Here is an 18,589-nt window from a genome sequence, read left to right as displayed (position 1 = left end):
AATATAAATAAAATTAATCCATGAATTAAAACAAATGTTATTATTCTATAGATTTTTAATTTTGTTGAATCTTTTGGCAATTAATATCAACAAAGCAATCTCAAAAAGATCAAATTTTCGTATTCTTACTTCCGCATTCAATCCGCTTCCATGGGAATAGATAAAGAACATATTCTTCCAGCCTACAATTTCAGCAAGCTTTCCGTATTTGAAATACTCAAGCATGTCGAGCGGGCAGGCTTTATGGACAGCAAGGATTACAGGAACATATATCCCGTCAGCATAGAATTAAACTGTGGAGTCTTTACAAAGGCTGTTGTTGGACTTGAATACCCAAGGGTATCCGTGGTTCAGATGTCGGATCGGATTGTAACAAGTTGTTCCTGTGGAAACTATTCCAAGAAGATGTGTGAGCATCAGGGAGAGGTCATACATGCCATCTTGGAAAAGGAAGAATACCGGGTTTTCTTTGATGCCGAACTTCGGGAAAAAACATTGAAACAATATGCAAAGCCTTATGGCTTAGATAATGAGCCCGCTCTAGACCGCTACTTTGATCTGCACTATATGGATGGGAAGCTGTCGGTAGAGCCTAAGATCCAAGGTTTGTTGCCCTATGACAAACAGGCCATGGCAAAGGGTCTAAGTCCAAAACAAGCCAAACTAAAAACAACCGCTCAGGATATTTTAACAAAGAAACCCTTTATCCTGATTGACAAACACCGGTATTACAACCAATTGAACTTTCAATTGATGAAAGCCGATCATACTAAGGCCGGAAAGATCAAAAACCCAATTGAGACGATGGATCCCATGGCCCAAGTTTGGAAGACCAATGAGCCAGAACTACTGAAGTTTTATACGGCGATCCATAGCTTTCAGAATAAATACAACGATGACGAACTTGATCTGGATGCCGAACCCTTAAAACAGATCATAAAGAACCCTTTGGGTTTAGACTTTTACATCCATGACAGCAAGGTATCCGAATCACTTTCTCCCAAATCCCTAGCCTTAGTAATGTTAGAACAGCTGCAAGCTGAAATCAGGCTAACGGTCCTTAAAAAAGAGCCTTTCTATGAAATTACAGGTGAATTGCTGTTCAAGGACAACATATTAGGGTTCAAAGAGCTGAACATCCGCAACGATTATCTGATTTATTATCGCAAGACCCTCTATTTTATCGACAATCCAGACCTATTGCGGGTCATCAAATTTTTCAAGGCCAATAATGAAATCCTGATCCTACATGCAAACAAGTATGAGGAGTTCTTCCAGGATATCCTTTCGCCATTAGAGCACATCTTGCACGTCAATTACAGCTACATCAAGCAGGCGACCCCTGCACAGTTGAAGGAGAAGAGCTATGAGCAACAGAAGCTCATCTATCTCGAACAGGACGGCAAATACATTTCCATAGTGCCAGTCATGAAATATGGGGAAATAGAAGTACCTACAACCTCTAAAAAACAGCTTTTTGATACCGATCAAAACGGCAATGTATTTCAGCTCGAAAGGGATTATGTAGAAGAGGATAAATTAGTTTCCAGCATTATGGAAAAGCATCCGGATTTCGAAAGCCAGGTCGTGGAAAGGAATTATTTCTATCTGCATAAAGATAAGTTCTTGGATGACGATTGGTTTATTGAGGTCTTTGATGAGTGGCGTGAGGAGGATATTTCCATTTTAGGCTTCAGTGAAATCAAGAACAATAGGGTCAATTCGCATAAAGCCAAAATCTCGATAGAGATTATCAGCGGCTTGGACTGGTTCAATGCCAAGTTAAAGGTCGGATTTGGAAACCAACAGGCAGCCCTGAGGCAGATCCACCGGACCATACGAAACAAAGGCAAGTATGTACAGCTTGATGATGGCAGTCTGGGACTGCTTCCTGAGGAATGGATCGAGCGAATTGCAGCCTTTTTCCAGATCGGAGAAATAGACCAGGAAATGATTACCATACCGAAGATTAACTACTCTGAGGTTTCCGATCTGTTTGACAAAGAGATCATGAGCAAGGAAGTGCAGCATGAAATCGAATTGTTAAAAAGCGACTTTTCATCTGAACTGAAGATCACTCCGGTCACAACCCCGAAAGACCTGAAGGCCGAATTAAGGGAATACCAACAAGAGGGCCTTAACTGGCTCAATTTCCTTGATACTTACAACTTTGGAGGTTGCTTGGCAGATGATATGGGGTTGGGAAAAACCATACAGGTCCTTGCCTTTATCCTTTCCCAAAAAGAAAAGCATGGGCAAAAAACCAACCTAATTGTGGTTCCTACATCGCTTCTTTTCAATTGGGAGGATGAAATAGCAAAATTTGCACCTTCGCTGCAAGTAATAAAGCATTATGGACCAGACCGAGTTAAGGATGTCGACCATTTTGAAAACCATGATGTGGTCCTCACGACCTACGGGATGTTGCTTTCAGATATCAGGTTCCTGAAGAACTTCAAGTTCAATTATATATTCCTGGATGAATCCCAGGCAATCAAGAACCCGAATTCTGAAAGATATAAGGCAGCCAGGCTGTTGCAGGCAAGGAACAGGATCGTGCTGACAGGAACGCCAATCGAGAACAATACATTTGATCTCTATGGGCAGCTCTCCTTTGCTAGCCCAGGCTTATTGGGCAGCAAGCAATTCTTCAAGGACACCTATGCTATTCCTATCGACCAATTCCAGTATACCAAAAGGGCGATAGAGCTGCAGGAAAAGGTGAAGCCCTTTATCCTTCGCCGAACAAAGAAGCAGGTGGCCAAGGAGCTTCCAGAGAAGACGGAAATGCTCATCTACTGTGAAATGAACGATGAACAGCGGAAGATCTATGAGGCTTACGAGACAGAACTGCGCGAATTTATATCGGCCAATGAGGATGAGGATATCAAGAAAAACAGCATGCATGTCCTTACAGGGCTTACCAAGCTGAGGCAGATCTGCAATTCTCCAGTATTATTGAAAAAGGGGCACTCCGCAGAAAATGCAGTAAAGGTTGAAATCCTATTGGAGCAGATTGAAAACAAGTCCAAGGAGCACAAGATCTTGGTCTTTTCGCAATTTGTGGAAATGCTGGATATCATCAGGCCCGAATTGGAAAAAAGGAATATCCCCTTTGAATATTTGACAGGGCAGAGCAAGGATAGGGGCAAGAAGGTCCATAACTTCCAGAACAATGAGGAAGTCCGTGTCTTTCTGATCAGTCTAAAGGCCGGCGGGGTAGGCTTGAACCTTACGGAAGCAGATTATGTCTACCTTATTGACCCCTGGTGGAATCCTGCAGCCGAAAATCAGGCAATCGACCGTTCCTATAGGATTGGACAGACCAAACATGTGGTGGCCGTTCGACTGATCTGTTCTAATACCATCGAGGAAAAGATCCTGAAGCTTCAGAAACGGAAAAGCCAGCTTGCCCAAGATTTGATACAATCGGAAAACGCCTTCTTCAGCTCTCTCAGCAAAGGCGACATTTTGGATATTCTTTAATAGGCAGGCTTGATTATCAATTAATTGATAATAAATCCTTTGGAATAAATTTTCCTTCGATTCAATTATTTTGTACATTTCCCTTAATTTCAATAATTTAGTTGATAATAATTAACTACGCTAGCTGATTTCTCAACCTTGACTATGAAGTATATTATTTCCCTTTGCCTATTATGCTGCCTGACCCTATCTGCTTTTTCACAATTGGTTATCCGTATTGATGAAGACCATGAATACCTGAAAACATTGGAAAAGAGACTCCTGGATGCCAAGACGGATAGTGCCAAAGCGATGACGGCTTTCCGGTTATCCTATATGTACAAGAAGTATAGGAACATGGACCTTGCCAAGCAGCGTCTGGAACAGGGGGTAAAGTATGCCCAAGGGAATAACCTTTTGGAAGGGATAGCCAGTTACAACGAAGCCCTGTTTGGTATCGGTCTGGAGGAAATGAGCAAGATTGAAAACAACCTTAATCGTAGTGATAGCCTGCTAAAAGACATACAGGATCCAGAAGCCAAGAAGACCTTGAGCGGCCTATGGATCATGCGTGGCGTCCTCAGCCAGCTAAAAGGGAACGAGAAAGGCGGTCTAGAGTCCTACATTAACCATGCGCTTCCCTATGCCAAGGAATCCAAAGATAAATTCAGCATTGCCAATGCCAATAAATTCGTGGCCACCAGTCTTTTAAACGCGACTGAACGGGTACGCGGAAATGACTACCTCAAAAATGCACTTGCACTCTTCAAGGAAGCTCCTGCCGAAAGTGAGATCACGAAGTTGGAGGGCATATTGGAAGTAACCATCTTACTTGCTGAAAACAACCTATACCTGAATGACCTGCATTCCAGCAAAGCCTATTTGGATGCCGCCTATGCAGTATTGAAGGACTATCCTGAATCCAATGTTTTCCTGTTCTATTATTTCCCCGAAGGGGTTTATTATGAAAAGATGGGTAAATATGTACAGGCGATCAACAGCTTTGACAAGGCCATCGCTTTTCAAGGCTCGGGTCCTGAGAACTTCTACATCAACCGTTCGAAATTTGCCAAGTTCAACCTATTGCGTAAGATAGGCAGGAATGAGGAAGCTATCGATGTGATGCAGGACTTGCTGAAAAGTACAACCCTGTTGCCTAGTGACCGTAATTCTTATGCCAACCTCTTGGCCGAGACCTATGCCAATACCGGAAACATGAAGGAGGCCTATGAATGGTCCCAAAAATACATCACGGTAAATGATAGCTTGCATGCCGCAGATTACAAAAAGGACATGCTGGATATGGAAAACAAATATCAGTCAGCAGAAAAAGCCAAGCAGATTTCCCAGTTACAGGCAGAGAAACAGGCTGCCGAGCTGGTACAGAAGAACCAGAGGCTTTGGGTGCTGCTCCTTGCAGTCGGTGCTGCGGTGCTCTTGTTGGCCTTCCTATACCTGAACAATATCCTGAAAAACCAGAAAAGAGCCAATGAATTTAAGTTCAAGGAATTGGAGCAGCAACGGGAATTGCAAGTGACAAAAGCCTTCTTGGAAGGGGAGGACAAGGAACGTCAAAGGATCGCCCAGGACCTGCATGATGGCCTTGGAGGCGCACTCTCTGGCATCAAGATGAAGCTATCTGCCGTGCAGAACAACTTCCAGGAACCTGAAATAGACAGTTCCGTCGATCAGCTTGACCGATCCATAATAGAACTGCGTCGAATTGCCCATAACATGATGCCGTCCAATCTCCTGCGAAGTGGGCTGGATGTTGCCTTAACGGATCTCTGCAGTGCCCTTTCCAGCAGCAAGACCGAAATAGAGCTGCAAACCGAAGGCTTAGACCCCAACTTAAACCAGCATTATCAGGTCAATATCTATCGCATTATCCAAGAGCTTCTGAGCAATGCCCTTCGGCATTCAGATGCCAACCATATCTTGGTCCAATGCATCCAGAATGACGAGCAGATCTTGATCACCGTCGAAGATAATGGCAAAGGATTCGACCTTTCAAGGGCTAAAGCCTCCAATGGAATGGGCCTCAACAATATTCAGAACCGTGTCGACATCATGAAAGGAAGCTTGGATTATGATGTTATGCCAGAAGAGGGAACCATAGTGAATATTGAATTGACGGTGTAAAAGCTACATTTACGATATTGCGGGCGTATTCAATACGCCCTTACACTGCGTAATACCATTCTAGGGTTATTTTATTTTTCCCACGCCACGATCATGGCCCATCCTCTCATCCATTCCATCCTGGTTCAAAACCCACCTCCCCCTCACTACACAATCACCTTTGTGCCCTTCAAAGCCTTAACAAGATTCACTTTCTCCTCCTCCGGAATAGGATTGGTACTGATGCGTAACTTTTTCAGCCAGGTCATCTGCTGCATGGATTCAGGAAGGTGCTTTACCTTATTATTATCAATATCGAATTCTCTTAAGGAAGTCCATTCGGCAATGTTTTCAGGAAGCTTAATACTGGTCTGGCAGCTCCATAACTGCAGGTCCTGTAGGTTAGCGAGCTCCTTGACACTGTTGAACAGGTTTTGGAGATCGATCGGAGGATTGAAATTCGAATTTATTTTAAGGGTCCTTAACTGGTTCAGGTTTTTTATATCGGCTGGGATGGTCTTGATTCCGTTCTGTCCTAGATCCAACAGTCTTAAGCCACTCAACTCAAAAAGCGCCTTAGGAAGGACCTTAATGCCATTACCACTTAGGTTCAGTTCCTTTAGCCCTTGTAGTTTATTGATATTTTCAGGAATGCTTAACATTCCACTTAGCGAAAAGCTCAAGTTCTCCAGTTTTGGAAGGGTAGAAAGGACCTCGATTACAGCTTCAAAATCAATTGGCTTAGCCTTTCCTTCAAACAGGAGCTGCGTCAATGTAAAGGATTTTAAGTTCACCAACTTCGAAAAGCTGTCGGGGATGGTTGTTAACTTTGGGGTATAAAATTCAATTTCCTCTAGGGAAGTAAGCTCAAAGAACTCATCCGGAAAACCATAGATCTGTTCATGGATCACCAATTTCTTGAGTTTTTTCAATTGGGCGAGTTCTTTCGGCAAGGCCTTCTTGATCGGTGAATCGAAAGCAAGGAATTCCAAGTGCTGCGCCTTAGTAATATTGGCCGGCAAGGTCTCCATGTCATTCAAGGAAATATCGAGTTTCTTTAAATGGGGAAGCTGTAATAGCCAGTCAGGAATTTCGTAGATATTGTTTCCGGTCAGTTTAATCTCCTCAACCAACCTGCATTCCTTTAACACCTCTGGGACATCCTCCAGCCATTTCTCAGATAAATTAATTTTCTTGATCGTATCCTTCTCTTCGACTATCTTTTTCAGGTATTTTTCCATGGGTAGATGCGGTTAAATGTGAATCCTGCAGCTTGCAATTACTCTTTATATAGCAAAGCCTGTTTCTTAAATATATTGAAATTTTTCTATTCATGACAAAAATTAATTGGTCACGAGTGGAGCGATATTTCCTTGATGCAGGGTTAAACCTTGTGGGAATCCCTATTTTCATTATATTTGAGTTATCACAAAACCTAAACCATGTACAATAAACTAATTTCCATTTTGGCAACCCTATGTTTTGCATTGACGGCTTCGGCCCAGCAGGACTCAGCCTATGTATTTTCTTATTTTAAGGGAAATGGGGAAGATGGCCTGCACCTTGCGTACAGTGAAGATGGACTGAAATGGACCGCCTTAAAAAACGATGCCTCTTTTCTCACACCGAAGCTGAGCCCCGATAAATTGATGCGCGACCCTTGTATCATAAAGGGTGGCGATGGGCTCTATCACATGGTCTGGACCGTTAGCTGGACCCAGAAAGGTATAGGACATGCCAGCTCTAAAGACTTGATCAATTGGTCTGAGCAGCAATATATTCCCGTGATGGAACATGAAGAGAATACCAGGAATTCCTGGGCACCTGAAGTCACCTATGATCCAGAAAGCAAACAGTACATGATCTATTGGGCATCCACCATTACCGGAGAGTTTCCCGAAACACAGGTAGAGGCGGATAATGGCTATAACCATCGGATGTACTATACCCTGACCAAGGATTTCAAGACATTCTCGGAAACCATGCTGCTCTATGATCCAGGCTTCAACTCGATCGATGCCACAATCCTGAAAAATGGAAACAACTGGATGATGGTCATCAAGGATGAAACCCGAGAACCTAAGGCCGAGAAAAACCTAAAACTTGCTTTTGCAGATAGCTTAGAGGGACCTTACAGCGATGCCAGCGAGAAGATCACCGGAGATTATTGGGCCGAAGGACCCACCGTAGCCAAAATAAACGGGGAATACTATGTTTATTTCGACCGGTACATGGACAATCATTTTGGCCTGATCAAATCAAAGGACCTCAAGACTTGGACCGATATCAGCGATCAATTGGAATTGCCAAAAGACCTGAGACATGGCACCATACTAAAGATTTCAAGAAAAGAATTGGACAAGCTTAAGGCTGTAAAGCCTTAAGCCTTTATTGCTCCCTAAAGATTTTCAGTCGGCTGGTCATGATGAACATCAAGAAGCCGAACATGGAAAACAGGGCAAATGAATATCGTAGATTGAATATCTCAGCTACATATCCGATCAACGGAGGGCCCATTAAGAACCCGAGATAGGAGATACTGGAAACCATGGCCAAGGCCACTCCAGCTGGAATGGTCTTATGCTTGCCAGTTACACTGTAAACCGTAGGCACATTGCAGGCAACGCCTAATCCGACCAGCATAAAGGCCAGTGTACAGACCCAAAGGTTCGGGAAGACTACAGAAGACAACATCCCCACAAACATCAGGATTCCACTGATCTGTAGGGTCCTTTGCCTACCAATTTTGCTGATGATGGCATCTCCGATAAAACGGCCGGTTGCCATCATGATCATAAAGGAGGCATATCCCAATATCACTAGGTTCTCTGGGGCATGTACAACATCACTGAAGTACACACCGCTCCAATCAAACATGGCGCCTTCCGTTGCCATACTGAAGAAACCTATGATACCCAGTTGTACGATCAATGCATCCGGTTTAAACTTGGTCTTTTCTTTTTCCTTCTTCTCGGTACTGACTTCCGGAACCAAAAACTGTTTGTTCAACAGGATATTGATGGTCAAAAGGACGATAACCCCGATGAAATGGCCATAGGTGTTGATATTGAAGTTCAAGGTCAACAAACCGATCAAGGCACCGGTGAATCCCGCCAAGGACCAAGCCCCATGGAAGGAAGACATAATGGACCTTCCGTAAAGCTCCTCGGCCAATACGCCTTGGGTATTGACGGAAATATTACAGATGTTACCCGTTACCCCAAAAAGGAAAAGTGCAGCGCCCAAAAACCAGGCGTTAGTTGAAAAAGCGATGAACAACAATACCAAAGCATAGAGGAATGCCGCCCAAGGCAATATTTTATGGCTACCGTATTTGTTGACCAAGGCTGCCGAAATAGGCATGGTCAGCAATTGGCCAATCGGTAACATCAATAAGATGGTTCCCAACTGGGCTTCGGACAGCCCCAATGCCGTTTTGATGGTCGGGATACGGCTTGCCCAACTCGCAAAGCCCAAACCTTGACCAAAGTAAAATAAGGCTACCGCCCACCGGATCCTGCTTTTCATGGATTGAGAGACATGGTTGCCTGCCTCACCTAATGATGTCATCGTTGATAAATTTGTAACAAAAATAGCACATTTTTCAGATAAGTCGTACAGATAAGTGTAAAAAATACACAATTCTAACTATTTATTAATCTTGCCGTTATAACCAGTTTTCATTCTGTTCCTTTTCATGGTTTCGTTGAAATCCGCAAATTCCAAGTTCAGGTTTTAATATTACTGAAATTGAATTGTACATTTGTTTTGAATCAATTCAAAATTGACCCAATTTATGAATAAAACACTTCTGTCACTAGCCTTGTTGTTAGGGGGATCCATGCAATTGAAGGCTCAGGTTCAACCGACCTTTTTGTCCAATCCTACCCTCAGCCCCGATGCCCAAACCATTGTCTTCAGTTTTGAGGGCGATCTATGGAAAGTAGCAACAGCTGGCGGACCGGCTCTGCGCCTAACGGCAATGGAGGGCAATGAAGTCATGCCAAGGATCTCTCCAGATGGGCAATGGCTGGCCTTCTCTTCCAACCAAAATGGGAATATGGATGTCTACATCATGCCGATGGCCGGTGGAAACATCAAACAGATTACCTTCCACGAAGCTAGCGATGAGGTCGATTCCTGGAGCTGGGACAGTAAACAGTTGTATTTTACCTCTGGACGCGAGAACCGCCTCAGCAGCTATAAGGTAAGCAAGGATGGTGGTACCGCAGAGCGTATCTTCCCACATTTCTTCAACTATATCCATAATATGGTGGAGACACCAAGCGGTGAATTGCTTTTTACCGACTCTTGGGAAAGCTATAGCGCAGCCAATAGAAAGCGATATAAGGGCGCATTTAACCCCGATATCAAGGGTTACAACCCTAAAACCAAAGCCTATAAGGAGTACACGACCTATGAAGGCAAGGACCTTTGGCCAACCGTGGACAGCAAAGGCACGATCTTCTTTGCCTCCGATGAAGGTAATGACGAATACAATCTTTACAGTATAAGCAATGGGCAAAAACAAGGCCTGACCCAGTTTCCTGAGTCTATCCGTAGCCCGCAGGTTGCGGCGAATGGTGCTGCGGTAGTCTTTGAAAAAGGATATCAGCTATTTGTCTATGACGTGGCCAGCAAGAAAACCACGCAACCCGCCATTAGCCTGAGCCGAAACCAGGTATTGGGCAAGTCCAAGGAATTTGATGTCAAGAGCAATATCAGCAATTTTGATGTCTCTCCCGACGGAAAGAAAATGGCCTTTGTGTCGAGGGGCGAACTGTTTGTCTCGGATGTGGATGGCAAGTTTATACGGCAGATGCCTAGCCAAGGCGAACGTATTTCTGAGGTCATGTGGCTGAAGGACAATAAAACCTTGGTCTACAACCAGACCCTGAACGGCTATCTCAATTGGTATTCCCGCTCGGCAGATGGGAAAGGCGAAGCAAAGCAACTGACCCAGGACAACAGGAACAACCGTGATATCAACTTCAATAAAGAGAATACCAAGGCGGTTTACCTGAGTGGACGCGATGAAGTCCGTTTATTGGACTTGGGGTCCCTGAAGAGTGAAACCATCGTCAAGGACGAGATCTGGGCCTTCCAGAACTCTTCCCCGTCTTTCTCTCCTGATGGAAAGTATGTGCTCTTTACGGCCATCCGCAATTTTGAGCAGGATATTTTCGTGTACAATCTCGCGGATAAGAAAACGCTGAACCTAACGAATACCGGTGTAACGGAAGCTTCACCGGCATGGTCGCCTGATGGTAAATATATCTACTTCTCCAGCAACCGCACCAAACCTTCCTATCCAACGGGAATGGAAAATGCAAGCCTCTACCGGATGGCCCTTGAGAATTATGATGAACCCTACCGCATCAGCAAATTCGAAGAAATGTTCAAGGAAACCGAAAAGGATACGGTAAAGAAAGATAGCACAGCGACCAAAAACGATAAGAAAAGCAAGGACAGCAAAGCAAAACCAGCCGCAAAGGAGGATAAGAAAGATGATAAAAAGGTTATCGTAAGCATTGACGTACAAGGCCTTTCTGACCGGATAACTCAAGTCAGTCCGCAGGCTGGCACCCAATAGAACCCTATATTGTTTGCAAAAGGGGATAAAACATTCCTATTCTACCAATCCAACCATGAGGGCAAATGGGCAACTTACCGCATTACCTTTGAACCTTTTACCAACAGCAAAACCGAAAAGGTATTGGACGGTGGTCTGCAAGCCCTTCAGGAAGTGGATGGTAAATACTTTGCCATCAGCAATGGTAACATACAGAAATACAACATTGACCAGAACAAGCTTGAAAATGTAGATATCAATTTCAAGTTCAACCGAGATCTAGACAAGGAATTCAAGCAGATGTTCTATGAAACCTGGGCCAATGTGGAAGAGAACTACTATGACGAGAAGTTCCATGGCATAGACTGGGAAGGGATGAAAAAGAAATATGGAAACTACCTTTCGGGCATCAACAACCGTATGGACCTTCGGATCCTACTGAACGATATGCTGGGCGAATTGAACTCCTCACACATGGGCTTCAGTACCTTTGGTACCGACGAGCGCAAGCAATATAATTTCATCACGAATGAACTCGGGGTAACCTATGATGCCAAGGATCCCTATAAGATCGCGCATATCGTTGCCAAGGGTCCTGCTTCCAAGAAAGATGTCAACCTGAAGGTTGGGGATGTCCTGGTTGCGGTAAATGGAAACAAGATCGATAAAACGCGTGACCGCGATTCCTATTTTACCTGGCCATCACTTGCCAATGAAGTACAATTGACCGTAAACCGTGGAGGTAAGGAAGAGATCATCAATATCCGTCCGCAGAGCAATGCTGCTTTCAAGGACCTATTGTACGATGAGTGGATCAAGGGAAATAGAAATAAGGTCGATCAATTGAGCAAGAATAGGATTGCCTATTCGCACATGAAGAACATGAGCGGGGATGAACTGCAATCCTTCTTGATCGATATGGCAGAGCAGGAGAACAACAAGGATGCTGTTATCCTTGACCTTCGCTATAATACCGGGGGCAATGTGCATGATGAGGTGCTTAGGTTCCTTTCCCAACGACCTTACCTAAAATGGCAATATCGTGGCGGTAAGTTATCTCCGCAGAGTAATTTTGCACCGGCAGGAAAGCCAATCGTGCTATTGATCAATGAACAGTCCCTTTCGGATGCGGAAATGACTGCAGCAGGTTTCAAAGCCCTCAAGTTGGGTAAGATCATCGGAACGGAAACCTATAGGTGGATCATCTTTACCTCAGGTAAGGGTTTGGTCGATGGTTCGTTCTATCGCTTGCCGTCGTGGGGATGTTATACCCTGGACGGACAGGATCTGGAACTGACCGGTGTCGCTCCGGATATCGCCATCAAGAATATCGTAGCGGATCGTGTTGCAGACAAAGACCCGCAACTGGAAAGAGCGGTGCAGGAAATCTTAAAGGACCTGAACTAATCGATTCTCCATAAACTACAAAAGCCCTGAATTCAAACTTGAGTTCAGGGCTTTTGTAGTTTAGTATCCTTAGCGTGGATTATGTATTTTTTAATTGCCTATTCTGCCTGATGAGGAGAATGGTCAAGGTAGCAAAGACCATGAAGCCAGTCCCGGCGCAGATTATCCGCCATATCTCCTTATCCAAAGAATCAAGAAAGATATAGAAGCTAAAGGATGCCAGTACCAAATTCAGCAATAATCCAAGTCTGTTGTTTTTCATATCCGTTAATTTTAATATCGGAAAAATATCTCAGAATTCCAGAGGTTAAAGGCTAAAAAACTACCTTAACGAACAAATATTAATTAATAGGTAATAATTCGTTAATATTCTCTAAATATTACTGGGTTACATTTGTGCAATTATTAAAATATTTAAAGAACGAGAATCCTTATTCCATTGGTTTTGACCACGTTTGCGATAAAACTCTCCCAGAATGAAAAAGACAAAACTTCAAAATTGAAGTAAAAGAGAAACATACAGCTTCAGTTGCAGCAAACTGTAAGCGTTTTTGTAGGTTGTAATTTATATTTGTTTGAGAAGGTTGCCTGTTGATCAGGCAGCCTTTTTTGTTGTGGGTTAGGCGTAGTGCATAACTCCGCTGTCGATGCTGTTCATGCATGGATCTTCCCGACATAGCCAGCTTGAATCCTTAGGATATACCATTTATTAACATTAAATACATCTTCAATTTTTCTTCGCCAGCATAAAAAATTCGAAAAAAATTTGACCATGTGCGCTTAGTCTTGCTCGACCCATATTCGGGAGATATTGCGAAAATTCGGAATATGTCCCGAATAAGACCAAGTTCAGAATAGGGGATAATTCCGTATTTTAGAAAATAACCGAGGAATTTTAATATAAGATTAACTTAACAGTGGCTTAACCTTTTATTTAATTACATACCCTATGTTTGGGACAAACAACCATAAACACATGAAAAAATTATATTGGTCTTTGCTAGCATGTTTATTGACAGGAACAGCTTTCGGTCAGGACATGGCAAAGGGAACTGTCTTTATTGATGCAAATGCAAACGGTCGTCTGGACAAAAAAGAGGCTGGCTTAGCAGGGGTAAGTGTCAGTAATGGCAAGGAAGTCGTACAAACGGACAAGAACGGTAAATATCAGATCCCGGTTGATAACGACAACATCATCTTTGTGATCAAACCTTCTGGTTATGAACTACCGGTAGATGCCGACAATCAGCCTAAGTTCTATTATATCCATAAACCAAACGGTGCCCCCGCCTTGAAATACCCTGGCGTAACGGCAACCGGTGCGCTTCCGAAATCAATAGACTTTGCCTTAAAGGTGAAGGAAGAACCGGCAAACTTTACGGCTTTCGTGTTTGGCGATCCTCAAGCCTATACAGCTGAGGAAATGGAGTTCTTTAAAAATGGCGTGGTAAATGAGGCAAAGACCAGAAAAGGTCCTCTTTTTGGGATCAGCCTTGGCGACTTGGTAGGTGATGACCTTACCCTGCACCCAAGCTATAAACAGACGATCGGTCAGATGGGCTTACCATGGTTCAATGTGATGGGTAACCACGATATGAACTATGATGTGAAGGAAGATAAGTATGCGGATGAAGGTTTTGAGAAATCCTTTGGACCGGCAAATTACTCCTTCAATGTGGGCAATGCACACTTTATCGTGCTAGACGATATTATCTATCCGCATCCAGAAACAGGAAAAGGATACCAAGGCGGGTTGAGACAAGATCAGATCGATTTCGTTGCCAATGACCTGAAGTTTGTCCCTAAGGATAAACTGATCGTCCTTGCTTATCATATTCCATTGTTTCCGGAGAATGCCAAGTCATTCCGTCCGGAGGATAGAAAACAACTTTTCGATATCCTAAAGGACTACCCGAATACCTTAGGGCTCTCTGCACACACGCATTATCAACAACAAAACTTCCTAACGACTGAGCATGGCTGGTCAGGTAGCAAACCTTACCATGAATACAATGTGGGAACGACCTCTGGCGACTGGTACTCTGGTCTTCCAAATGAACAGGGTATCCCCGCTTCGACCATGCGTGACGGTACGCCTAAAGGTTATGCCATCCTATCTGTAGATGGAAATCAATATAAATTCGACTATAAGGTTGTGGGAAAAGATGACAGCTATACCATCGGTCTATTTGGCCCGGCAGTGGTAAAGGCGAAATATGCAGGTCGCTATAATGTATATGCCAACTTCTTCTTAGGTTCAGCAAATGATCAGGTCCGTTATAGGATCGACAATGCAGACTGGATCGTGATGGACAGGGTACAAGGAGAAGATCCAGCATATATGAAAGAACTGTTGGCTTACGATGGCGCCAATACCTTGGTTGCCGGCAGAAGACCTAGCGATCCGGTTCAGTCAGCCCACCTTTGGAAATTGAAGCTTCCAAAGCTTAATACTGGTAAACATACCATCGAAGTGGAAGCCGTAGATATGTTCGGCAGAACACATGCAGCAAAGAAAGAAATTGAGGTTGTTGAGTAAGCGGGTTTGATGTAAGGTGTTGGGGGATAGGTCTTTGTGAGGAATGTTTCACGGGGAGCGTGAGGGGATTTGAACCAGGATGGGGCTCGACTCCGCTCGCCCAACGAGGATGAGAGGATGGGCCAAGATCTGGGTTTTGAACCAGGATTAATGGGATGGGAGGATAGGCCAAGATCTACCCGCAGAGGATAAATTCAATATTTTAAGAAAATAACAAAAGCGGTATTTTTGCAACAAGCAAAAATACCGCTTTTGTGCATTTTGATTCTGAACAATTCGTGAAGAATCTGTACGTTTCTTCTCCCTTGGGTCTTGTCATCCTGGACCGCAGGTTTTGGAAAGTGCGCCAATGGAATCCATGATATTTTTGGTTGTGAAGGTTGGCATTTTTCCGAGTCCATTTTGGAAAATCCTACTGTGGCACAAAAGCATTAATTATAGGATAGTCGGAAATCAAAAAACAAATGTTGATGCCATGTCTATATTAGCGTACAGTTCCTCTATCTTCGATAGAGGATGACAGGGAGGGTGGTTCAAACCCCCATACCCCCTTATACCATTATTTTTACAATTAATAACCCTACATGTATATACAATCTGTTCATTAATTTATTATATTAGGGTCTATAAACCTGATAGCTAAAGGCTTGCGTCGCATTATCTTATAGACCTAAGAATTAAAATTTATTGTATATGAACATATTGAGATTTAGTGCCAATCAATGCTGTGCATTGATTTTGCTGTGTTTTTTTGGATGTTTTGCTGTTGGTTCTGCTGCTGCGCAGACGCAGGCTGAGAAGGATGAAGGTTGGATTTCGCTGTTTGACGGGAAGACCCTGAACGGCTGGAGGGTGAATGAAAACCCGGAAACCTTTTCCGTGAAAGATGGTGCCATTGTGGTGAACGGTAATGTGTCCCACTTATTCTATGATGGGGATGTCAATAACCATGATTTCAAGAATTTCGAACTGAAGATCGATGTCATGACTTTCCCGAATTCCAATTCGGGGATCTATTTCCATACTGATTTTCAGGAAAAGGGCTTTCCAGCTGTAGGTCATGAGGTGCAGGTAAACCTGACCCATACGGATTGGAAGAAGTCTGGTAGCCTTTACAATGTGGTAAATGTGGATAAAGCGCCAGCAGTGGACAACGAATGGTACACCCAACATATCATCGTGAAGGGCAAAACGGTAAGGATCCTGATCAATGGACAATTGCTATATGAATATGTGGAGCCAAACCTAAAAAAGGATGCTGAACGTGGTCAGTTTATCTCGCACGGAACCTTTGCCCTGCAGGGACATGATCCGGGAAGCAAGGCCATGTTCAAGAATATCCGTGTGAAAGTACTTCCAAACTAACCAACAGCAAAGCCAACCATTATGAACAACAAGAACCTTACTTCCAGAAGGAATTTTATCCGTACCGTTGCGGGTGTTGCAGTCTCTGCACCATTTTTCCTAGATCAAGCTTTTGCAAATACTCCTGCCAAGAAACTGAGACATGCCTGTATTGGCGTTGGTGGAATGGGCGGACATGACCTGCAGCAGTTTAAGTCGCACCCTGATATTGAGATCGTTGCCCTATGTGATGTGGATGAGAATCACCTGAAGCAGGCGGGACAGCAGATCCCCGGGGCGAGATTATATACCGATTGGCGAGAAATGCTCGAAAAGGAGAAAAAGAACATCGACTCGGTGAACGTAACGGTTCCTGACCATAACCATTTTATCATTGCCATGGCCGCCATCGATGCGGGCAAGCATGTGTACTGCCAAAAACCGATGTGCCATGATGTTGCAGAGGTCAGAGTTCTGACCAAGCATGCCGTAAAGGCTGGGGTGGTTACTCAATTAGGGACTCAGATTGCTTCATCCATTGGGGACCGCACGGCGGTGCAATGGATCAAGGAAGGTCTGATCGGAAAGGTGAAACATGCCTATTTATGTTCCAACCGTTCGGGGATCGCGGGCTATCGCTTGGAAGGACCAAGACCAAAGGAAACCTTTGATGTTCCAGTGACCTTGGACTGGGATAAGTGGATTGGAACAGCACCCATGCGCCCTTTTGCGCCGAGCATCTATCATCCTGGAATCTGGCGTACCTGGCAGGATTTCGGAACAGGTTGGTCCGGAGATATTGGTTGCCATATCTTCGATGCGGTCTGGAAAGGTCTGGGCTTGAAAGCTCCGCTTTCCGTAGTCGCTGAAGTGCAGGAGTCTTGGAAGGATTCCCCAGAGCGCAGGGCAGATACCTGGTCCCAAGGAAACCATATAAGCTGGCAATTTCCGGGAAATGAGAAAACAGCGGCAGAAGTACTGCCTTTGGAATGGTTTGATGGTGAGTTCTACCCTCCAAAAGAGGTTCAAGCCCTGTTCAATAATGGTGAGAAGTACCCTGAAGAGGCCGCAATGTTGGTCGGTACGGAAGGGGCGCTGTTGATTCCGCATGGAGGTACGCCGGTTTTGTTGCCACAGAGCAAGTTTAAGGACCATCAGTACCCTAAGTTGGAGGAAAGGAACCATTATCACCATTATGTGGATGCCTGTCTGAAAAAGGCGAAAACGGAATCCCATTTTGCGCAGACCGGTCCGATGACTGAAGCGATATTATTGGGTACAGTGGCGATAAGAGTGCCTGGGAAGGTTCTGGAATGGGATGCAGTGAATTTGAAATTCCCAAATGCTCCAGAAGCGGATGGATTTTTGAAGAGGAAATATAGGAAGGGTTGGGAAGTGAAGGGTTTTGGGTAGGGGAATAATTGCCTCAGAAAAGTTATTTGTTGTTTCGTCTTGATTTATTAAATTTAATGAAACAACAAACAATATGAAAAAAGAGCAATTGGTTGCCATTTTGGAAGTCCTGAAATTAGCAGAAAAGCTAAAGTTTGAACTTAGGCACAGCTGGTTGTCCAATGGTAGACAAGAGAGTGTTGCCGAGCATACTTGGAGAATGTCCTTAATGGCGGTTTTGCTTGAACCATTGTTGGATCAACAGGTCGATATGGCTCGTTTATTAAAAATGATCATAATCCATGATCTAGTGGAAGCTGAAGCTGGTGATGTCTCTGTGCTCGACCAAATCCGTAATCCTGAAATCAGAAAAATAAAGCAAAACAGAGAGGAAATAGCCATCAATAATCTCCGTAAAAAACTAGCTGCTAGCAATGGTGAAGAGATATACCATTTGTTCTATGAATTCGAGGAGAAAGAGACCTTTGAAGCAAAAGTGGCCAATGCAATAGATAAGCTAGAAGTCCAACTTCAACATAATCATGCCGATATTACTACTTGGGAAGAGATTGAATATGATCTGTCATTTGTAATAGGTAAGCATGTGCAGTTTGATGAAACCTTTGCGATGTTGAAAGACTTAATGGAGCAGGAAGCAGAAGAAAAGCTTAGGGGAGCTGGTTTGGATGTTTCAGAGATTAAGATCAGAGCGATTTCTCAATTTTCGTAAGGGAAGTGGATTCGGAATT

At 43.8% G+C, this 18,589-nt stretch carries 12 protein-coding genes; 9 read left to right on the top strand and 3 right to left on the bottom strand.

What is annotated here, in order from left to right:
- The first annotated feature begins 150 nt into the window (after window positions 1-150).
- Entirely contained in the window at window positions 151-3,486 is a 3,336-nt protein-coding gene (locus ACWIB3_RS14970; protein WP_454292001.1) for a DEAD/DEAH box helicase, read from the top strand.
- Window positions 3,487-3,630: 144 nt separating this feature from the next.
- Window positions 3,631-5,607, top strand: coding sequence for a tetratricopeptide repeat-containing sensor histidine kinase (locus ACWIB3_RS14965; protein WP_454292000.1), 1,977 nt, complete (start codon window positions 3,631-3,633; stop codon window positions 5,605-5,607).
- A gap of 146 nt (window positions 5,608-5,753) precedes the next feature.
- Here ACWIB3_RS14965 and ACWIB3_RS14960 read toward each other — a convergent pair whose 3' ends face one another.
- Window positions 5,754-6,827, bottom strand: coding sequence for a leucine-rich repeat domain-containing protein (locus ACWIB3_RS14960; protein ID WP_454291999.1), 1,074 nt, complete (start codon window positions 6,825-6,827; stop codon window positions 5,754-5,756).
- A gap of 201 nt (window positions 6,828-7,028) precedes the next feature.
- Here ACWIB3_RS14960 and ACWIB3_RS14955 point away from each other — a divergent pair, with 201 nt between their 5' ends.
- Window positions 7,029-7,970, top strand: a complete 942-nt coding sequence (locus ACWIB3_RS14955) for a glycoside hydrolase family 43 protein (protein ID WP_454291998.1) — start codon at window positions 7,029-7,031, stop codon at window positions 7,968-7,970.
- A 4-nt stretch (window positions 7,971-7,974) separates the two neighbouring features.
- Here ACWIB3_RS14955 and ACWIB3_RS14950 read toward each other — a convergent pair whose 3' ends face one another.
- Window positions 7,975-9,156, bottom strand: a complete 1,182-nt coding sequence (locus ACWIB3_RS14950; RefSeq protein ID WP_185212711.1) for an MFS transporter — start codon at window positions 9,154-9,156, stop codon at window positions 7,975-7,977.
- Between the two features lie 226 nt (window positions 9,157-9,382).
- Between ACWIB3_RS14950 and ACWIB3_RS14945 the strand changes: the two genes are divergently transcribed.
- The gene (locus ACWIB3_RS14945) at window positions 9,383-11,179 is read left to right on the top strand and encodes a hypothetical protein (protein WP_454291997.1); all 1,797 of its coding nucleotides are present in this window, start codon (window positions 9,383-9,385) and stop codon (window positions 11,177-11,179) included.
- Window positions 11,180-11,188: 9 nt separating this feature from the next.
- The gene (locus tag ACWIB3_RS14940; RefSeq protein WP_454291996.1) at window positions 11,189-12,565 is read left to right on the top strand and encodes a S41 family peptidase; all 1,377 of its coding nucleotides are present in this window, start codon (window positions 11,189-11,191) and stop codon (window positions 12,563-12,565) included.
- 79 nt (window positions 12,566-12,644) lie between these two features.
- Here ACWIB3_RS14940 and ACWIB3_RS14935 read toward each other — a convergent pair whose 3' ends face one another.
- A complete protein-coding gene (locus ACWIB3_RS14935) occupies window positions 12,645-12,827 on the bottom strand; it encodes a hypothetical protein (protein WP_185218148.1) in 183 nt (60 codons plus the stop codon).
- Window positions 12,828-13,541: 714 nt separating this feature from the next.
- Here ACWIB3_RS14935 and ACWIB3_RS14930 point away from each other — a divergent pair.
- The 4 genes from ACWIB3_RS14930 (at window position 13,542) to ACWIB3_RS14915 (ending at window position 18,570) form a co-directional block, all read left to right on the top strand.
- Window positions 13,542-15,104, top strand: coding sequence for a calcineurin-like phosphoesterase C-terminal domain-containing protein (locus tag ACWIB3_RS14930; protein ID WP_454291995.1), 1,563 nt, complete (start codon window positions 13,542-13,544; stop codon window positions 15,102-15,104).
- 693 nt (window positions 15,105-15,797) lie between these two features.
- Window positions 15,798-16,469, top strand: coding sequence for a 3-keto-disaccharide hydrolase (locus ACWIB3_RS14925; RefSeq protein ID WP_454291994.1), 672 nt, complete (start codon window positions 15,798-15,800; stop codon window positions 16,467-16,469).
- Window positions 16,470-16,490: 21 nt separating this feature from the next.
- Entirely contained in the window at window positions 16,491-17,861 is a 1,371-nt protein-coding gene (locus ACWIB3_RS14920) for a Gfo/Idh/MocA family oxidoreductase (protein WP_454291993.1), read from the top strand.
- 73 nt (window positions 17,862-17,934) lie between these two features.
- Window positions 17,935-18,570: an HD domain-containing protein gene (locus ACWIB3_RS14915; RefSeq protein WP_454291992.1), complete on the top strand. Its 636-nt coding sequence runs from the start codon at window positions 17,935-17,937 to the stop codon at window positions 18,568-18,570.
- Window positions 18,571-18,589: the final 19 nt, after the last annotated feature.

The sequence above is a fragment of the Sphingobacterium sp. NPDC055431 genome (assembly GCF_053644255.1).
This window is presented reverse-complemented; position numbering and strand designations above follow the sequence as displayed.

Coding starts and splice junctions, on each gene's coding strand:
- ACWIB3_RS14970 (WP_454292001.1), top strand. CDS start 151: ATGGGAATAGATAAAGAACATATTCTTCCAGCCTACAATTTCAGCAAG.
- ACWIB3_RS14965 (WP_454292000.1), top strand. CDS start 3,631: ATGAAGTATATTATTTCCCTTTGCCTATTATGCTGCCTGACCCTATCT.
- ACWIB3_RS14960 (WP_454291999.1), bottom strand. CDS start 6,827: ATGGAAAAATACCTGAAAAAGATAGTCGAAGAGAAGGATACGATCAAG.
- ACWIB3_RS14955 (WP_454291998.1), top strand. CDS start 7,029: ATGTACAATAAACTAATTTCCATTTTGGCAACCCTATGTTTTGCATTG.
- ACWIB3_RS14950 (WP_185212711.1), bottom strand. CDS start 9,156: ATGACATCATTAGGTGAGGCAGGCAACCATGTCTCTCAATCCATGAAA.
- ACWIB3_RS14945 (WP_454291997.1), top strand. CDS start 9,383: ATGAATAAAACACTTCTGTCACTAGCCTTGTTGTTAGGGGGATCCATG.
- ACWIB3_RS14935 (WP_185218148.1), bottom strand. CDS start 12,827: ATGAAAAACAACAGACTTGGATTATTGCTGAATTTGGTACTGGCATCC.
- ACWIB3_RS14930 (WP_454291995.1), top strand. CDS start 13,542: ATGAAAAAATTATATTGGTCTTTGCTAGCATGTTTATTGACAGGAACA.
- ACWIB3_RS14925 (WP_454291994.1), top strand. CDS start 15,798: ATGAACATATTGAGATTTAGTGCCAATCAATGCTGTGCATTGATTTTG.
- ACWIB3_RS14920 (WP_454291993.1), top strand. CDS start 16,491: ATGAACAACAAGAACCTTACTTCCAGAAGGAATTTTATCCGTACCGTT.
- ACWIB3_RS14915 (WP_454291992.1), top strand. CDS start 17,935: ATGAAAAAAGAGCAATTGGTTGCCATTTTGGAAGTCCTGAAATTAGCA.